Source organism: Lysinibacillus cavernae (genome assembly GCF_009724685.1).
Classification (GTDB): Bacteria; Bacillota; Bacilli; order Bacillales_A; family Planococcaceae; genus Lysinibacillus; species Lysinibacillus cavernae.
The window spans coordinates 110,902-126,997 of record NZ_WMEF01000010.1; the positions used below are offsets into that span (position 1 = coordinate 110,902).

Annotated in this window: 18 protein-coding genes and 1 other annotated feature (1 of these 19 cut by a window edge); of the genes, 2 read left to right on the forward strand and 16 right to left on the reverse strand. The window is 37.6% G+C overall.

Going from position 1 to position 16,096, the window contains the following annotated elements:
• Positions 1 to 169: 169 nt before the first annotated feature.
• The 12 genes from GJU32_RS17905 to hmpA all read right to left on the reverse strand — a co-directional run bounded on the left by GJU32_RS17905 (position 170) and on the right by hmpA (position 10,027).
• Positions 170 to 2,158: an ABC1 kinase family protein gene (locus GJU32_RS17905; RefSeq protein WP_155593287.1), complete on the reverse strand. Its 1,989-nt coding sequence runs from the start codon at positions 2,156 to 2,158 to the stop codon at positions 170 to 172.
• A 209-nt stretch (positions 2,159 to 2,367) separates the two neighbouring features.
• Positions 2,368 to 3,318 carry a c-type cytochrome gene (locus GJU32_RS17910; RefSeq protein WP_155593288.1) on the reverse strand — a complete coding sequence of 317 codons (951 nt, stop codon included), beginning with the start codon at positions 3,316 to 3,318 and terminating at the stop codon, positions 2,368 to 2,370.
• A gap of 237 nt (positions 3,319 to 3,555) precedes the next feature.
• Positions 3,556 to 4,260: a DsbA family oxidoreductase gene (locus GJU32_RS17915; protein WP_155593289.1), complete on the reverse strand. Its 705-nt coding sequence runs from the start codon at positions 4,258 to 4,260 to the stop codon at positions 3,556 to 3,558.
• 13 nt (positions 4,261 to 4,273) lie between these two features.
• On the reverse strand, positions 4,274 to 5,050 hold the full coding sequence (locus GJU32_RS17920) for a sulfite exporter TauE/SafE family protein (protein WP_155593290.1): 777 nt from the start codon (positions 5,048 to 5,050) through the stop codon (positions 4,274 to 4,276).
• An 80-nt stretch (positions 5,051 to 5,130) separates the two neighbouring features.
• Positions 5,131 to 5,358, reverse strand: coding sequence for a sulfurtransferase TusA family protein (locus GJU32_RS17925; protein WP_155593291.1), 228 nt, complete (start codon positions 5,356 to 5,358; stop codon positions 5,131 to 5,133).
• Between the two features lie 94 nt (positions 5,359 to 5,452).
• A complete protein-coding gene (locus tag GJU32_RS17930; protein WP_155593292.1) occupies positions 5,453 to 6,580 on the reverse strand; it encodes an MBL fold metallo-hydrolase in 1,128 nt (375 codons plus the stop codon).
• Between the two features lie 81 nt (positions 6,581 to 6,661).
• The gene (locus tag GJU32_RS17935) at positions 6,662 to 7,057 is read right to left on the reverse strand and encodes a DsrE/DsrF/DrsH-like family protein (RefSeq protein ID WP_155593293.1); all 396 of its coding nucleotides are present in this window, start codon (positions 7,055 to 7,057) and stop codon (positions 6,662 to 6,664) included.
• Positions 7,058 to 7,073: 16 nt separating this feature from the next.
• Complete coding sequence (locus tag GJU32_RS17940) at positions 7,074 to 7,622, reverse strand: sulfurtransferase TusA family protein (protein WP_155593294.1); 549 nt, start codon at positions 7,620 to 7,622, stop codon at positions 7,074 to 7,076.
• Positions 7,623 to 7,691: 69 nt separating this feature from the next.
• Complete coding sequence (locus GJU32_RS17945; RefSeq protein WP_155593295.1) at positions 7,692 to 7,985, reverse strand: rhodanese-like domain-containing protein; 294 nt, start codon at positions 7,983 to 7,985, stop codon at positions 7,692 to 7,694.
• Positions 7,986 to 7,996: 11 nt separating this feature from the next.
• On the reverse strand, positions 7,997 to 8,338 hold the full coding sequence (locus GJU32_RS17950) for a rhodanese-like domain-containing protein (protein WP_155593296.1): 342 nt from the start codon (positions 8,336 to 8,338) through the stop codon (positions 7,997 to 7,999).
• A gap of 42 nt (positions 8,339 to 8,380) precedes the next feature.
• Positions 8,381 to 8,641: a metal-sensitive transcriptional regulator gene (locus GJU32_RS17955; protein WP_155593297.1), complete on the reverse strand. Its 261-nt coding sequence runs from the start codon at positions 8,639 to 8,641 to the stop codon at positions 8,381 to 8,383.
• A 219-nt stretch (positions 8,642 to 8,860) separates the two neighbouring features.
• On the reverse strand, positions 8,861 to 10,027 hold the full coding sequence (gene hmpA / locus GJU32_RS17960; RefSeq protein ID WP_155593298.1) for an NO-inducible flavohemoprotein: 1,167 nt from the start codon (positions 10,025 to 10,027) through the stop codon (positions 8,861 to 8,863).
• 190 nt (positions 10,028 to 10,217) lie between these two features.
• Between hmpA and GJU32_RS17965 the strand changes: the two genes are divergently transcribed.
• A complete protein-coding gene (locus GJU32_RS17965) occupies positions 10,218 to 10,655 on the forward strand; it encodes an Rrf2 family transcriptional regulator (RefSeq protein WP_155593299.1) in 438 nt (145 codons plus the stop codon).
• A 48-nt stretch (positions 10,656 to 10,703) separates the two neighbouring features.
• Here GJU32_RS17965 and GJU32_RS17970 read toward each other — a convergent pair whose 3' ends face one another.
• From GJU32_RS17970 to GJU32_RS17985, 4 genes are all read right to left on the reverse strand, one after another.
• Positions 10,704 to 11,684 carry a GNAT family N-acetyltransferase gene (locus GJU32_RS17970; protein ID WP_155593300.1) on the reverse strand — a complete coding sequence of 327 codons (981 nt, stop codon included), beginning with the start codon at positions 11,682 to 11,684 and terminating at the stop codon, positions 10,704 to 10,706.
• 224 nt (positions 11,685 to 11,908) lie between these two features.
• Positions 11,909 to 12,340 carry a DUF1801 domain-containing protein gene (locus GJU32_RS17975; RefSeq protein WP_230875086.1) on the reverse strand — a complete coding sequence of 144 codons (432 nt, stop codon included), beginning with the start codon at positions 12,338 to 12,340 and terminating at the stop codon, positions 11,909 to 11,911.
• 21 nt (positions 12,341 to 12,361) lie between these two features.
• On the reverse strand, positions 12,362 to 13,027 hold the full coding sequence (locus tag GJU32_RS17980; protein ID WP_155593301.1) for a YdeI/OmpD-associated family protein: 666 nt from the start codon (positions 13,025 to 13,027) through the stop codon (positions 12,362 to 12,364).
• A gap of 159 nt (positions 13,028 to 13,186) precedes the next feature.
• The gene (locus GJU32_RS17985; RefSeq protein ID WP_155593302.1) at positions 13,187 to 13,681 is read right to left on the reverse strand and encodes a DUF1648 domain-containing protein; all 495 of its coding nucleotides are present in this window, start codon (positions 13,679 to 13,681) and stop codon (positions 13,187 to 13,189) included.
• A 310-nt stretch (positions 13,682 to 13,991) separates the two neighbouring features.
• Between GJU32_RS17985 and GJU32_RS17990 the strand changes: the two genes are divergently transcribed.
• On the forward strand, positions 13,992 to 15,686 hold the full coding sequence (locus GJU32_RS17990; RefSeq protein WP_155593303.1) for a methyl-accepting chemotaxis protein: 1,695 nt from the start codon (positions 13,992 to 13,994) through the stop codon (positions 15,684 to 15,686).
• A 378-nt stretch (positions 15,687 to 16,064) separates the two neighbouring features.
• Positions 16,065 to 16,096: a binding site (T-box leader), on the forward strand (it continues 207 nt past the right edge of the window).

The window sequence follows — 16,096 nt, forward strand, 5'->3', positions numbered from 1 at the left end:
TTTCTGTAATATTCGTATAATCGTTTTATTATTCTACAAATTACAACTTTATTCTACATCACGTTATTATTAGCTAATTCGACATTAGACCCAGGCATTACTTTGTAATGATTTTGTAATATTTCTCGTGATTGTTTCAACGAAAAAAGGTAGGGAAAAAATTCCCTACCTACTGCTTCATTGATCTTAGTGCTTGTATAGATAATCTCACTAACAAAATAGCACATAAAAATAAACCTAAATAAGCGGCTGTGTTTAAGTATACCGCATAAGAATCATGAATAAATTGTGAGATGGCTAAAAGAGCTACAGATATAATACCAAATGTAATCCCAACTAGAAGCAGCACAAATCGAGAAAAGAGATGTGTAATAAAACGGGCATTATGTTCATCAGAGAATACATCATGATGTAAAATAATTTTCCCACTCTCAACGCGCTGAATTAGCTGATCTACTCTTCTCGGCATTTTACGCAAGGTTGGTATAAGCATGGATAGTTCTTCTTGCAGACGTTCTTTTGTAGCTATAGGCTCTTTAAATGGCTTTAAAAAAGACGCTCGCATATAAGTAGCAGAAAAATCCTTGGCCTCTGTAAAAATATCAAAACGTGGATCAATTACTCTTAGTGTTCCATCTAGCGTCACCAGGGAACGGAGAGCCAATCCTACCGCGGGATAAAAAGCTAAGCCAAAATCTCTTACCACTGTGAATAAAGCATGAATTAATTCTTCGGTAGGAATGCGATCAACATAGGAGATTTTCAGCAAAATTTGATCGATTGCCTGCTCCATTCGTGCACGTTCTGCATGATCGGCATTTTCCACTAGTAACATCAAACCATCATATAAAATGCTTGAATCGTTCAGCTGAATGCCCATCAAAAATAACTTCAAGCCTTCTTGCTGTGTAGCACCCAATCGTCCAACTGCTCCAAAATCGAGCAAGACTGGTGTGCCATCTGTTTCATCAATGTGAATATTCCCTGGATGTGGGTCGGCATGAAAAATACCCGAGAATAGCATCTGTTCAAAAAAGGAATATAGTACCGTTCTTGCGAATTGTCTTCGATCAATAGATAAACGATTGAATTCAGATGCCCCTTCTGCCACGCTTCGTCCGCGAATATATTCCATCACTATCACATTTTCATTACTGTACGCAGTATAAATCTTAGGAATTCTCACCTTATAATCACTTTTAACTAGCGCATTCTTCACCTGTAATGTATTACGTACCTCAATATCTAAATGGATTTCCTCACGTAGCCCATCTGCAAATCCACCAGCTAGCTCTCGAAAGCCTAATGACTCTGCCCACGTGGATTTGGTGGATAGCCAATTTGCAAATTCCTCTAAAATTTCAAGATCATCGCGCATTATCCCTTTTACTTCAGGACGCAGTAGCTTGACTACAACATCATCATAATTTTTGAGTCGTGCTTTATGCACCTGACCGATAGATGCTGCTGCAATGGGCTCCATTTGAAAATGACTAAATATTTCAGTCATTGATTGCGGAAGAGAACCTTCTAAAATTTGAGCAACTTGCTCCGCTGGTAGAGGCTTCACACGGTGTTGTAATCGTTCTAACTCATCTATAAAAATGGGTGAAAATAATTCTTTACGCGTAGAGAGCACTTGTCCGAATTTAATAAATAACCCACCGCATTGTTCTAACGTTGCTCGCAGTGCAATTGCAAGCTCTTTTTCATTTTCGCGTTGCCTCGCATATTTAATCGTTTGCACTACACCATTTGTTACTGCAATTTTTAACACCTGACGCAAACGCTTCTGCTGTCGCCAATAGCTACGCAGTCGTAATAGTAAAGATTTTTGACCGTTACGACGATCACCAGCTGTAATACCACTCGGATCAAATAGCTCAAAAACTAGATAAAGCAACATAGAAATCAGTAGCATACTACCAATCCAAATCAACGTGCTAACCTCTGTCACCGTTTGCATCATCGTTTCTGACATAAAGTCTGTATGGCGCAAATAAGAATACCAATAAACGAACGATGTTAGTGTCACACTAATAACGACAGATAACACTCTACGAACAAAATTGATATTCGAGCCAATTAATCGTCCGCTAACAATATAAATCAAACCCGATACTATGAGGATTTGGATTAAAAATTTCAAAAAAATCATCAGTGTCACCCCCTGTACCATTTCCATTTCCTACTATAAGCTAGTATAGCAAATTTATGTATCAACTTTCTTTTACAAAGGTCATTTTAAACTACCTATGTGGGTCATAAAAAATTGGCTTTTAGTGGACTTCGTGAAACGTATAAATGAAATTTTACAAGGCTTCTTAACGAACACAAAAGGGATGCTGTCAGACAGCATCCCTTCTATTAATTTGTAGACAGTACTTTTTCCCAATCAATCGTACCATCTTTAATCTGTTCACGTTTTTCTTTATTTATAATGTCGTTTGGACGCCCGCCTTTTGGCCAGTCTTTATCATGGTTTGCCCACTCTGGTCGATCTTGCGATAAAATAAAGGCCGCTAAATCAGCAGCTTCCTGCTCTGTTAAAGTACCTGCTGTACCTATTGGCATATTATTTTGAATATAACCAGCCATTTTTGACATACGTGCCATGCCCGCTCCATCATTAAAGGAATCGTCCCCCCATAATGCTGGACCAGTATTTGCACCAGTACCAGAACCATCAGCAGCATGACATGCTATACAAGACTGTGCATACAGCTCCTCGCCATTTGCAACATCTGGGGTCGGAACATTTTTCATATCACTAGTACCTGCCCATTCGCGTTTTGCTCCAATCGGTACACCTTCAGAAATATATGCGAAGTATGCTACCATTGCCTCTAGCTCATCACTATTCATTTCGAACTTTTTACCATTCATACTACGAACCATACAACCATTAATACGCTCTTCTATCGTAACAACACCACCTGAGCGTCCAATATATTGCGGATAATTTGCCATTACCCCTACTAGGGAAGATGCTTGCTCATCATAGCCAGCTCCTGCATGGCAGCTTGTGCAAGATAATTGGTTCCCGACATATTCATCTGCCGCAACATGCGTGTTATTGACAAGCTCATGGCCGTATAATATGGCTTCTTTCATAGGTCCATCTGGTACTTCATCAATACTTGGCGGAGCATAGACAACTGACTGAGCAGCTGCTGTTGTTGGTAATTGCGTCTGCACTGTCGCTTCTTTGTCACTCACATTCGAATCAACAGAAATTTTGTCACTGACAATTGTCCCAACAAAAATTGCTCCTGCTAACAGTACTGTCCCTGCTACTCCTGCTACTAAAGGTTTCATCTATAATACCCCCCTTTGTATCTTCCCTTATATTTTAGCAACATAACAATTAATTGGATGTGATTTTTCTCACACATCCATAAATTAGAACCATTAAGATGATATAAATGGTTAAATTAACCATTTATTTTTGTGCTATAACACAAAAAACAAGACTTAATACCTCTTGTAGTATATATCCATTTCTGATTAAAAAGGTGTCGAGCACTATTATGCACTCGACACCTTTAAAACGTTCTATAGTTTACATTCCCCATTAGCACATACAGCCTCACCTTTACCAATTAGCTCAACTGTTGGTTGTATACCTGCTATTTCTGCAGCTTGATGTAAAGTTCGCACAAACACTTCATTTGGCTCTGCACCTTTAATGCCATAACGGTTTTCAAACACAAAGAATGGCACACTTTGCACACCAAGTTGCTGTGCGTCATAACGATCTTGTTCTAACGCTACACTAAAATCATCAGATGCTAAAATAACTCTGGCCTCTTCTATATCTAAATCTAATTGTGCTATAACTTTTAATAAAAAAGCGTCCTTGTTCAAATCCTCTCCAGATACAAAATAACCAGCCATTAATGCTTCCGTATAAGCCGATTCTTTGCCAAATTGCTGAGTCCATTTCGCTAATCGGTGCGCTTTTTCTGTATGCGCTGTTGTCATACTTCCAAAATCATAGCGCAAACCAACATCCGCTGCTCTCATGGCTATGCCCTTGGTCATCCCTTTCACTTCATCAAGTGTTGCATTATATTTTGTAGCTAACCCTTCATAAAAGGTTGGAGCATTTTCTTTCGGTGTATCTTGACCTATTTGGTATGCCTTATATTCAATTTCTACTTGTCCTTTATAGCCAGCAATCTCAATTGCTCGTTCCAGTTCTCGCTTGCCAATATAACAAAACGGACAGGTAAAATCAGAGAAAACTTCAATTTTCATTGCTATAGTCCTCCTATAGTATATCCACCCAAATTTTAATAGCAGTTGCTAAGATAAGCACCGCTAATATCCCTTGTAAGAACTTTGTATTTAATTTTTTCCCTGCTCTCGCACCAAGAGGAGCCGCTAGAAGACTAGCTACAATCAAGATGAGCGCTGGATAATAATCAACTTGTCCAGTCATTAATTTTCCAATGGTGCCTCCTATTGAGGAGATAAAAGTGATGGCAAGACTTGACGCAATGGTCATACGCGTTGGAATTCCTAAGACAACTAGCATAATTGGTACTAATAGGAAGCCGCCAGCTGCCCCCACAATCCCTGAACCGGCTCCAACAAATAATGCTACTATGACTGCAAGTGGTTTATTAAAGGTAACCTCCTGCATTGGTTTATCATCAATTTGCTTTTTCGGGATGAACATCATGACCGCGGCAATCAACGCAAGGATACCATAGACAATGTTAATGCCAGACTCTGATAAAAATTTTGAGCCAAAGCTACCTACAAAGCTTCCTGTTAATATAGCGCTACCCATATAAATAATGAGTGATTTATTTAAATACCCACCTTTGCGATATACCCATACACCTGCAAGGGAGGCAAAAAGTACTTGAAGTGCACTAATTCCTGACACCTCATGCGCTGAAAAAGCAGCAAAACCTAATAATGGCGGAATATATAATAACATTGGAAAATTAATAATAGCGCCGCCTATACCTAGCATGCCTGATACAAACGAACCGATAAAACCAATAAGTAAAATGGTTAAGATCCATGCAATATCCATTTCTTTATCCTTCTTTCCAGCTACAATAAACAAAGAGCAAGGAGGGATGTTCTACCTTAATAGACAACCCTCAATTCACTCTATACTTTCTGAATTAAAAATGTAATGACGCCAGCAGCTTCGGATTGGTATAAAATTATATGACCCCTAGCTTTTGCCCAAGCAGGAATATCCGCTAAAGCTCCTTTATCTGTCACCTGAACTTCTAAAACTTCTCCTGTATTTAATGTATCCATTGCTTTTTTTGTTTTCACAATAGGCATTGGACACGACAGCCCTTTTGCATCTAGTTGTAATTTTGACTTCATAGTAATCTCCTTCGACACGGCAAAGGTTGTAAGCGATTTGCCGGTTCTTCTATTCGTTTCATGAAGGATAAGCCGCCTTCACTTTAGCACTTTCTTATCGAACTGCACAGCGATTAGGTCCGATTTCCATTTCTGTTTGTTCATCTGGTGCAGGTGCTATTTTCCCCATGTTCACCTTACGAATTTCTTGATAGGCATTTGGTTGAGGAGGAAGTTGATCTGTCACCACACGTCTAAATTCTTCTTCATCTTGAACATTCAAGCCATGGTTTTGTCCAAATAGAACGCCGAGTGGTTTCGCAACTGTTCCATCTTCATTGAGCTCATCAATAATCATAAAATGTGCAGGTAATACAATGAGTTCATGAGACAATTCTCGATAGCGTTTGTATAGTGTATCTCGTAAATCACCCACCCAATCTTCTGCAAGACCTGCTAAATCAGGACGTCCGATGGAATCGATAAATAAAATATCGCCCGTTAATAAAAATTTACTGTCAACAACGAATGATGTAGAGCCAATTGTATGTCCAGGGGAATATAAGGCCCCTACTTCTATTTTAGTGGTACCAATTTGAACGGTTGTGCCATCAACTAAAGGTGTATAATGAAACACTACTTCTTCTGCGTCTTTAGGAGGTAGATAGTAGGTTGCACCAGTTGACTCTGCTATGTGACGCCCACCTGAAATATGGTCGGCATGTAAATGAGTATCAAACACGTGTTTAATTTCAACGTTCTTTTGTTCCGCAAAGCTTGTAAATATTTCTGTAAAACGAACTGCATCGATGACAGCTGCTTCACCTTTGGATATAACCATATATGAAAGGCAGCCCTTTCCTAAACGAACAAATTGATAAAGCTCGCCACCACCTGTTAAATCGCCAACTTTAATCGGCTCCAGATATTCACTCCAAGATTTCATGCCTCCCGCTAAATAAGCGACATCATGACCTGCATCGGATAACATTTCAGCGATCATTAATGATGACCCTTCTTTTGCACAAACAACTAATACTTCTTTATTAGTTGGGATTTTCGGTAAAATTTCCTCGATACCATCTAACAGCTCAAAATATGGTATATTTAGGTACTTGAAACGACGACCATCGATTTTCCAGTCTTCGAATGCATCTGCATTACGAACATCTAAAATAAACAATTCTTCATTGTTAATAACCTTTTTAGCCACTTGTGATGCGTTCCATTTCTGAATTGACACAAACATTACCCCCGTAGGTATGATTTCAATGTATTTTATAGCGGAGAGCGATAATAACTCTCCGCATTCATAAGACACTCGTTAGAAAGTCAGTGATGGTGCTGCATCTTTTGCAAATTCTAGGAACGTTACGGCGCCCCCCACTTCAATTCCTTCAATAAAGTCACCAGTCGATAAACCCATTACATCCATTGTCATTTGACAGGCAATAAATTTCACACCTAGTTCCTGCGCCATTTCCACCAGTTGAGGAATCGCTGGAACATTCGCTTTCGCAAAACCTGCTGCAAAATGCTCTGCTCCAGCAGGCATCGGCAATGCGTGCATACCTTGCTTATGAATGAAATTCAAACCTTCAAACGTAAAGAAAATCGCTACTTCCTTCTCTGAAGCTGCCGCAGCCGTCGCGATATTAAACACCTTATATGCATCAAATAAACCACCGTTACTTGCAATGATTGCAACTTTGTTTGACATAATAAAATACCTCCAATTAAATGTTTTTTGTTAGATCGCCCTTCCAAGATGTCATTCCTGGTAAGACGTTAAAGACCCTTGTAAAACCATGTGAAGCCAGCTTCTGTGCAGCCATATCACTACGTTTTCCAGTGCGACAGATGACATAAATCTCCCGCTCTTTATCGAGCTCCGAAAGACGTGCTTCCAGTTGGCCCATCGGAATAGATTTTGCTCCGGCTATATGACCGAAAGCGAATTCTGCTTCCTCACGAACATCAAGAATAAGTCCTTCACTACTGGTAATCAGTTCTAAATCAATTGTTTGATCAAACATAGTTTCCTCTATTCGATCGTTCGAACATTTACGAATATAATGTTTAAGCACACCTTCAGTTTCTAATGTGCCAACATATTGGTGACCTACAGTTTCAGCCCATGCAGCTATATCAGCTTTGGATCCTTTATCTGTCGCAGATACTTCTAAAATTTGACCATCTACTAAATCTGCCATCACCTTTTTCGTTTTCACTATCGGCATTGGGCATGAAAGCCCCTTGGCATCGAGCTGGAAATCTGCCTTCATACGCTTAACAATCCCTTCATACCTATATGGGTATTATTTTTAACAAAAAAATATAGATCGAATCTATTTCTATACTTGCCACTCCCAAGCTAGCATACCTCCAATCATATTCGATACATCAAAGCCATTATTTTCTAATAGTTGAGTAGCTCTTCCGCTACGGGCACCTGATCGACAAACTATAATATAGTGTTCATTTTTATTTAAATCTTGCATTCGAAACTCTATCAAGCCAAGAGGAATATGCAGGACACCAGGAATATGTCCAGCCTCTACTTCATCTACCTCTCGAACATCGATAAGATTTAACCTTTCTCCTCGCTCTAGGGCTTGTTGTACTTCTTTTGTTGTAATTTCTTTCATGTTTTCTCCTCCTAAAAAGCGCTCATTCCACCACGAACATTAATAATACGCTCAAAGCCTTGCTTTTTCAGTTGCTTACATGCCTGACTACTACGCATACCACTTTGACAAATCACGATAATTTCTTTATCCTTTGGAAGTTTATCGAAGCTCGATCCGAGTGGAATATTTTTAAATTGCGGGATATGACGTCCTTTATATTCAGCAGGCGTGCGTACATCGATAAATACCTTATCCTTATCATTCAGCAAGTTTTTTAATTGTGCTACTGAGATTGACTGAACGCCTTTTGTTGGTTTCATTCGCCAAATGAAAAATGCTGCGATAATCGCAATAATAAACCATGTTTCCATACTATCCCTCCTCCTTTTTTATACGTTTTAGGGTATATTAAATTATCGGCTTTTCACAACCAAATCCATCGCCTCTTGGATAGCAACATTCATTTTTTCAGTGTCACCTTCAGCAGTTGAAATACAATCCAATAAATTATCACTAACAATAACACCTATCGTCCGATCCACCGCGGAACGTACGGCAGACAGCTGTGTAATTACATCTTTACAGTTTTGACCTTCTTCCATCATGCGTAAAATGCCTCGCAATTGACCTTCCATTCGTTTCACACGATTTGCTGTTTTAGAATCATAAGCCATTCTGTTTACGCCCCTCTCAAAACGATTCAATGAACCTGCTTACGAGATTTATAATATACCCCATTAGGTATATTGTCAACACGAAAGCTTCTACTCTTTTTTCTTAGATTTTTTCTATCCGTCAGTAATTATTGTTTATCCATCACTTCTCTTCACTTTTCCGCTGCACAAAAAAATCCCTGCTACGAGACATAACTCGTAACAGGGAAATTTATTAGTTTATTTAGCTAGTTGCATGGCAGGTCCGAAGAATTCATAGTGAATTTTCTCATCTTTTACGCCAATTTCTTGTAAATTTTTAATAACTGCTTCCATAAAGCCTACAGGCCCACATACATAAACATCCGCATTATTAGCTACTTTTTCTGCTAATAATTCTTTTGTAATGAGCTTGTCTTCATCAGAGAATAAAGCTGTATAAGATGCATTTGGTAGTGCATTTACTTTCTCTTTAATGTCATCACTGAAAGCTACAACTTTCTCATTACGAGCACATTGGATAAAGCTTACTTCATTTGTTGCATTATCGTTTAGAGATTGCAGCATACTGTTTAAAGGTGTTACACCGATACCACCGCTAACAAATGTAATTGGAGCTGCAGTTTCTTCTAAAACAAATAACCCAGCTGGAACACTTACATCTACTAAATCCCCAACTTGTAGGTCATCGTGAATAAAGTTAGAAACTTTACCATTTGGTGTATGGTCACTTTCACGTTTCACAGAAATGCGATAGCCATCTTCTGCACTCGCCTGCGATAGTGTGTATTGACGATTCATTAAATACTCTTCACCTGGTACTTTTACACGAATGCTGATGTATTGACCTGGCTCATAGGCTGGTAATTGTGAACCATCTTCATTTACAAAGTAAACAGAAGTAACTAAGTCACTTTCAACCACTTTATTCGCCACTTTTAATGGTTTAAATAGACGCCATCCACCATTATTTTCAACTTTTTGGTATAATTCTTCTTCTACCTGAATGAAAATATCTGCTATAACGCCATAAGCCTCAGCCCATGCATTAATAATGTCATCCGTTGCTGCGTCACCTAGTACTTCCTTAATCGCTTTTAATAAATTTTCTCCAACGATTGGGTAGTGTTCAGGTAAAATGCCTAAACTACGGTGTTTATGTGCTATAAGCATCACTGCTGGTAAAATTGCTTCTAAATTTTCAATATGAACTGCAGCAGCATAGACAGTGTTAGCTAATGCTGTTTGCTGACGGCCTTGTTCTTGGTTAGTGTGATTAAAAATATTTAATAATTCTGGATGAGCTTGAAACATATTTTTGTAAAACGTCTTTGTAATTTCAACACCATGAACTTCTAATACAGGTACTGTTGCTTTAATAATTTGAATTGTTTCTTGTTTTAACATATCGCTTACCATCCTTTCGTGATTACAATATAACGCTTTCATTTTCTTAAAGCAATATATAAAATACATCTTTAACAAAATGGACATAATTAATGTATTTTAAATACATCTTTAAAAAAGGATTGAAAATATTATACTTCAATGTAAAAATGCTATAATTATTTTGAATTATAGAAAGTAGGGTGTTCTGATGCGCTTAACTTTATACACGGATTACTCTTTGCGCACACTTATTTATCTAGGTGCAAAGGAAGATGGTCAATTATCAACTATTCAAGAGATTTCAGATGCTTATAATATATCGAAAAACCATTTAATGAAGGTGACACATCAACTTGGATTATTAGGTTATATCGAAACAATCCGAGGACGAGGCGGAGGTATTCGCTTAGCTATCGACCCAAAAACCATTACAATAGGTGAAATTGTTCGTCATACAGAAGAAGACTTTCATCTTGTAGAATGTTTCGACAAAGAAAATAACCTATGTAAAATAGCACCAGAATGTCAACTTAAAGGTGTCTTGTACGAAGCTTTACAAGCCTATTTGAGCGTGCTAGACCGATACACATTAGATGACTTCTTACATTCCAAGGAAAAATTAATGGCACTGCTGCTCGGAAAATAATAATACCCGCTCAACCTCTGTTGGACGGGTATTTCTTTATGAATATGCTTATAATTGTTTTGAAAAGAAAATCATATCTAATGCACGAATGCCATTTTCATAAATTGGCTCTGGGTAATTACGAAAGAAATCTTTTTCGATAATCTCCATACGAAAGCCCGCTTTTTGATAAAAGGCAATATTATCAATACTTGAATTTGCTGTTCCAACCAGAACCGTTTGATACCCTTCCTTCTGGCAAATTTCAGTGATTTGTCGTAATACTTCTTTGCCCATGCCCTTTCCTTGATACTTTGGTACAATAGCAATATTCTTCAACTCAATTGTTGAATCAGATTGGGGAATTAATAGTGCCACTCCCGCTAGCAGCTCTCCACATTTTATTTCATATAAGGTACCTTTATTTAAGTATTCTCGAACTGCCACTTCACTTTCATCAGCTAGTAAAAGCTGTGGTAAAAAGTCTTCACGTTCCCCTTTTACTTTCTCTACGGATGTTCGATAACGGACAAAATCCTCCCGTTCAAAAACATTTAACACACATGGTTGTTTTTCCTTCACCTCTAACCACGAATGCTCCTCTGGATACTCTTTTTCTACTCCTAATCGAATAAAAGATAGCTTTTCCTGTGCCTTTTGAGAACGGATATTAACCTTTCTAGCTCCTGCAAAAACATGTGCTAATCCTAGCTCAAAAAAAGCAATATCTAAGATGGCCGTTTTTGCTTCAAGATTATAACCCTTTCCCCAAAATTGATGGCCGAGCCAAGAGCCAATATGACAGCTCCTTTTATGCTGATCTATAAACATCAGTGATGTCACACCAATCAGCTGCCCTTCCTCATTTAATACAACACGAGGAACTGTCTTACCTTCTTCTTCGTCTACACATTCACGTTTGATAAAATTAATCGTATCTTCTACCTTACCAGCAGGTAACCCAAGTGCATCTCGTACCTGTGGCATTGAAGATAACTCATGCATGGCCTCAGCATATTTGATATCATGTTTCACTAATGTTACCGCCATCCTCTATTCCCCTTTCCCTAACTTTCTATGTTTTCACTATCTAAATACTGCTTTTTTCTTATATCTTTCACCCACAGTTATAATACCATTAAATGGAAGAAGCGTCGCTACATGCTGTGAATTTTTCATAAAGGTTAAACTCACGACCTCTAATTTGTTAACCATTGCTGTTATTGTTCAATAGCTTGTCCTTGAAACATCAAAAGATAGTTGCAACTTTTCAACTATTTTTTCGCTCCTTCATATTGTAAAATCCACTGTGCTGGAGTCATTTTTGACACAAGTTCACCAATTAGGTCAAACGGAATATTCTTTGTGCTTGAAAAACGGATACAGCTTTTCCCCATATTTAATTTAGATGGTACTCGCTTCGCATACTCTTCTTGGAACCAAGAAAGCAATGCTTGGTCTGCGTAAATCCCCATATGGTAGAGCGCAATATGGCGTTTTTGCGCTGCAAGGCTAATGAAAGGTAAAGGCGTATTTGGTGTAACATGATAACCCTTTGGATAGGTTGCTAAGGGGACCACATAGCTGATCATGTCATATTGAATCGTTTGTTCAAATCCCTCTGGTAAATTTGCTTCCACAACATCTACAAGCTTGCTAAAAGCATCACGCCATTTTTCTTCAACTCGCTCCATATATATCTTCATACCTTTGCCTCACTTTATCAGTTATTGTATTGACTTATTTGCCTCTGCTTGTACTTTGCGATATAAATCCTTCGTTTTGTAGCCTAAACGAATAATTTCCCGCATCTCTTTTAAACGAGCTACTTGCGTATCCTGTTTTTTTGCACTATAGACGTACCGTGCCCAATCCTTTTGATATCCAGGTGTTAATCCATCATAAAACACTAAATCGCTTGGATTTTCTGCAAGTAGATCACGTAATTGAGGTATCATGCTTTCATAGTCACTGACACATTGGCTACTCGCTGTTTTCTTTTTACCTCTTCCTTTACCGTCTCTTTTAATGCTTAAAATCGAAAAAGTCTCATTTAATGACATTAAGCTAGCAAATTTCAAATCACTACCAACGATGTATTTTTCCTCGTCAACCTGAATGGCAGGAAAAATCTCATCTCGATGGATAAACTGCTCATAATCCTTATTGCCCTTTTTAGGGTAAACAAAAAATAAATAACCTTGCTCCACTAGACTATTATCTTTTAACACTTTTTGTAAATACGTTTCCATCTCATCTACTGAGAACACAAAAGAAATAATTCGATCAAAGGGTGCATCTCCATTATGGAAAACCCCTTCTAGTAACAAATCTTTCGGTTGATTGTAAATAGCTACTGCTAATTCATCGTTAAGTTTGAATTTTTTATGCATAGCTTAAAACACCTCTTCTACAGTTCTTTTTTCAATTTTAGCATCGAACAATCCGCTCATACATTTTCACCTTAGTTTTGATAGTATACTTAATTATTGAAAACTTGGGTACAAAAAAATAAACGCCCGAGAAAATCTCAAGCGTTACGTTGTTACTCATTATTTTATTTTGGAGGTAGCAACTATCCCTTTAATAATTGGAATAACCGTCCCTATTATGATGACTGGTAAGAACCACCAACCCAAAGAATTAGCCTCACCAAGTCCAATACGGACCATTTGGAACGATATAAATGCAAATAAAATGAGACAAAAATTTTTCACTTCATTTAGTATTTTTCTGCTATTTAAATAAAATGCTTCTACATTATTTTCATTCAAGCATGCTGGATAATTATGCATATGAGGTGCTTTCTCTAGAAGCCCTAATAACATCCATAAAAATAATCCGATGAATGGAAGAATAAATAACTCTATCTTCGAACCCCAACGATCAACCTCGCCTGCGCCATTAAAATGGCCAGGGATTTCATTAGGTAAATTACCCCACATAACTATAATATAAAAGATGGATAGAACAAATAGGCTTCCACCAATATAGTCCCGTACCTTTTCTGCTCTAGTTTTTCGTAATTTTAAAATTGGTCTATACATCTTCCTCCACCCCTATTCATTTCCTTTACTGTTTCTACGTTACGACTACTGTTAAAGTTTCAAAATTTATGAAAATTGGCTCAATATTCAACAAACACCATTAACTATCACTATTATTAGTAGCATTATAACAATAAAATCTACTTTTTTTACTACTTCATTCTCATGTTACGCCCATCTTCAAACTATTAAATACAGTAAAAATACTCATAATACTTTGTAAAATCTATATAATCTGATATAAATGATATATACACATTTCATTATTTTGTAACATTTCTACTAAAAATTGAGAAAGGATATTTCAACTATGAGATTTACTATCTACAAGAAATTATTACTCGGTTTTTTTATAGTTATTTTAGTTCTCGTTGCTACAATCGGCTTAAATATAAAACAGCTTGATTCTGTGAACAAGACATATCGTACATTACTGGAAGAACAAACTACTAAATCTATAAGTATTCAGGAATTACGTGTGATTGCAAAACAGGAAATTGTCAGCATGCGCGGTTATTTACTGCTCGGAGATAAACAAAACTTTCAAAGTAATCAGGACTCACGTGAAGAGTTTAAACAAAAATCAGAAGAGTTGATGGCAACTTTGGATTCAGAAGAATCTATCAAATTCCTAGAGGCTATTAATAAAAGTGAGCAAAATGTCCAACAATTTGCGGACCGTATGTTTGCATTAAAGGCTGACGGAGAAACTGAAAAGTATGAAAAGCTTGATAGTACCCAAGGACGTTTAATTATTAAACAATTTGATGAACGCGTTGAAAACCTTTCTAATTATCAAAATGAATACATTGAAGGAAAAATAGCTGCCACATCAAAACAAATTCAAGACATCAAGCTCCAAATGATGCTTCTTGGCGTATTTGCCGTTGTCATAAGTCTGATAATTGCGATGGTGGTAGGTAGTTTAATGTCTCGTCCTATCAACGGTATGGCTAAGGCAGCGAAAAAAATAGCTGAAGGTGACTTAACAGCTGAACAAATTAGCATTAAAAATCGTGATGAAGTGGGTGATTTAGCACTCGCATTTAATCAGATGGCTATAAATTTAAAGGATTTAATTACGAATGTGCGCCAAAATACTGTGCAAGTCAGTGGCTCTGCTGCTGAATTAACAGCAAGTGCAGACCAAACAATACAAGCTACAGAGCAAATCACTTCTTCTATTCAAGAAGTTGCTAGTGGCTCAGAGGCCCAAGGGAAAAATGCTACGGAAAGCTCCAATGCGATGAAAAATATGACAAAAGGCATACAACAATTAGCCACAACTACAGCGGCTGTTTCTGAGCTAGCAATTGAAACGAATTCAGAGGCTAAAAAAGGCAATGAATCTTTACATCGTGTCATTTCTCAAATGACTACAATCAATACCGCTGTCTTAGAGTCAGCAAGTGTTGTTAAAAATTTAGACGAGCATTCTATTGAAATCGGCAACATCATTGGTATTATTACCGATATTGCCGAACAAACAAATTTATTGGCACTCAATGCTGCTATCGAAGCAGCTCGTGCAGGAGATCATGGACGTGGTTTTGCAGTCGTTGCAGACGAAGTGAAAAAATTAGCAGAGCAATCAAAAAAATCTGCTGAGCAAATCACCACTTTAATTTCTGAAATCCAGCAAGATACAAACCGTGCTGTAGCCGTAATGGATACTGGTACACAAGAAGTTCAGATTGGTATGCAAGTAGTAAAGGTAGCCGAAGAAGGCTTCTCCAAAATTGTAGAGCTTATTAAGCAAGTATCCATGCAAATCCAAGAAGCAACGACTGTGTCTGAGGAGATGTCATCCAGTGCTGAGCAAATATATGCTTCTTTTGATGAAATAGCAACAATAGCGCAAATGTCTTCAACTAATTTACAAAATGTTGCTTCTGCTTCAGAAGAACAACTAGCTACTATCGAAGAAGTAGCAGCTTCAGCAGCTACACTTTCAAATATGGCGGAAGAGCTTCACACGCAAGTCTCTCGTTTTAAAGTAGAATAACATTAATTTATACCTCGGTGGAATTGCATCCAAATCTTTTCGAGGCCTCTCTTGAACACCCGCTGAAAAAAGCTAAACAAGCATCCTTCCCTCCCTACAGAGGAGGGAGTCTTCTATACGTGATGCTTCGCTTTCGCTACAAAAACATTTGCTGAATAAAACTGCTCATGTTCTTAAGGTTCATTGCCTCTAGAAAACGAGCAGTTTTTTTCGTTCTATGTATCTATACGCCATGCTTCTCCTATACTTTTCGCTAAAAATATTGAGCATTTAAACTTGTATAGTAGAATACATATCACTTAAGACAGAATTAAAAAAATTTTTAGAATATTGTTGACAGGAAGATAATATCCAAGTAATATTGCTTTCAACAACACATTGCAGGCCAAGATTGGAAATAGTAAAAGTGG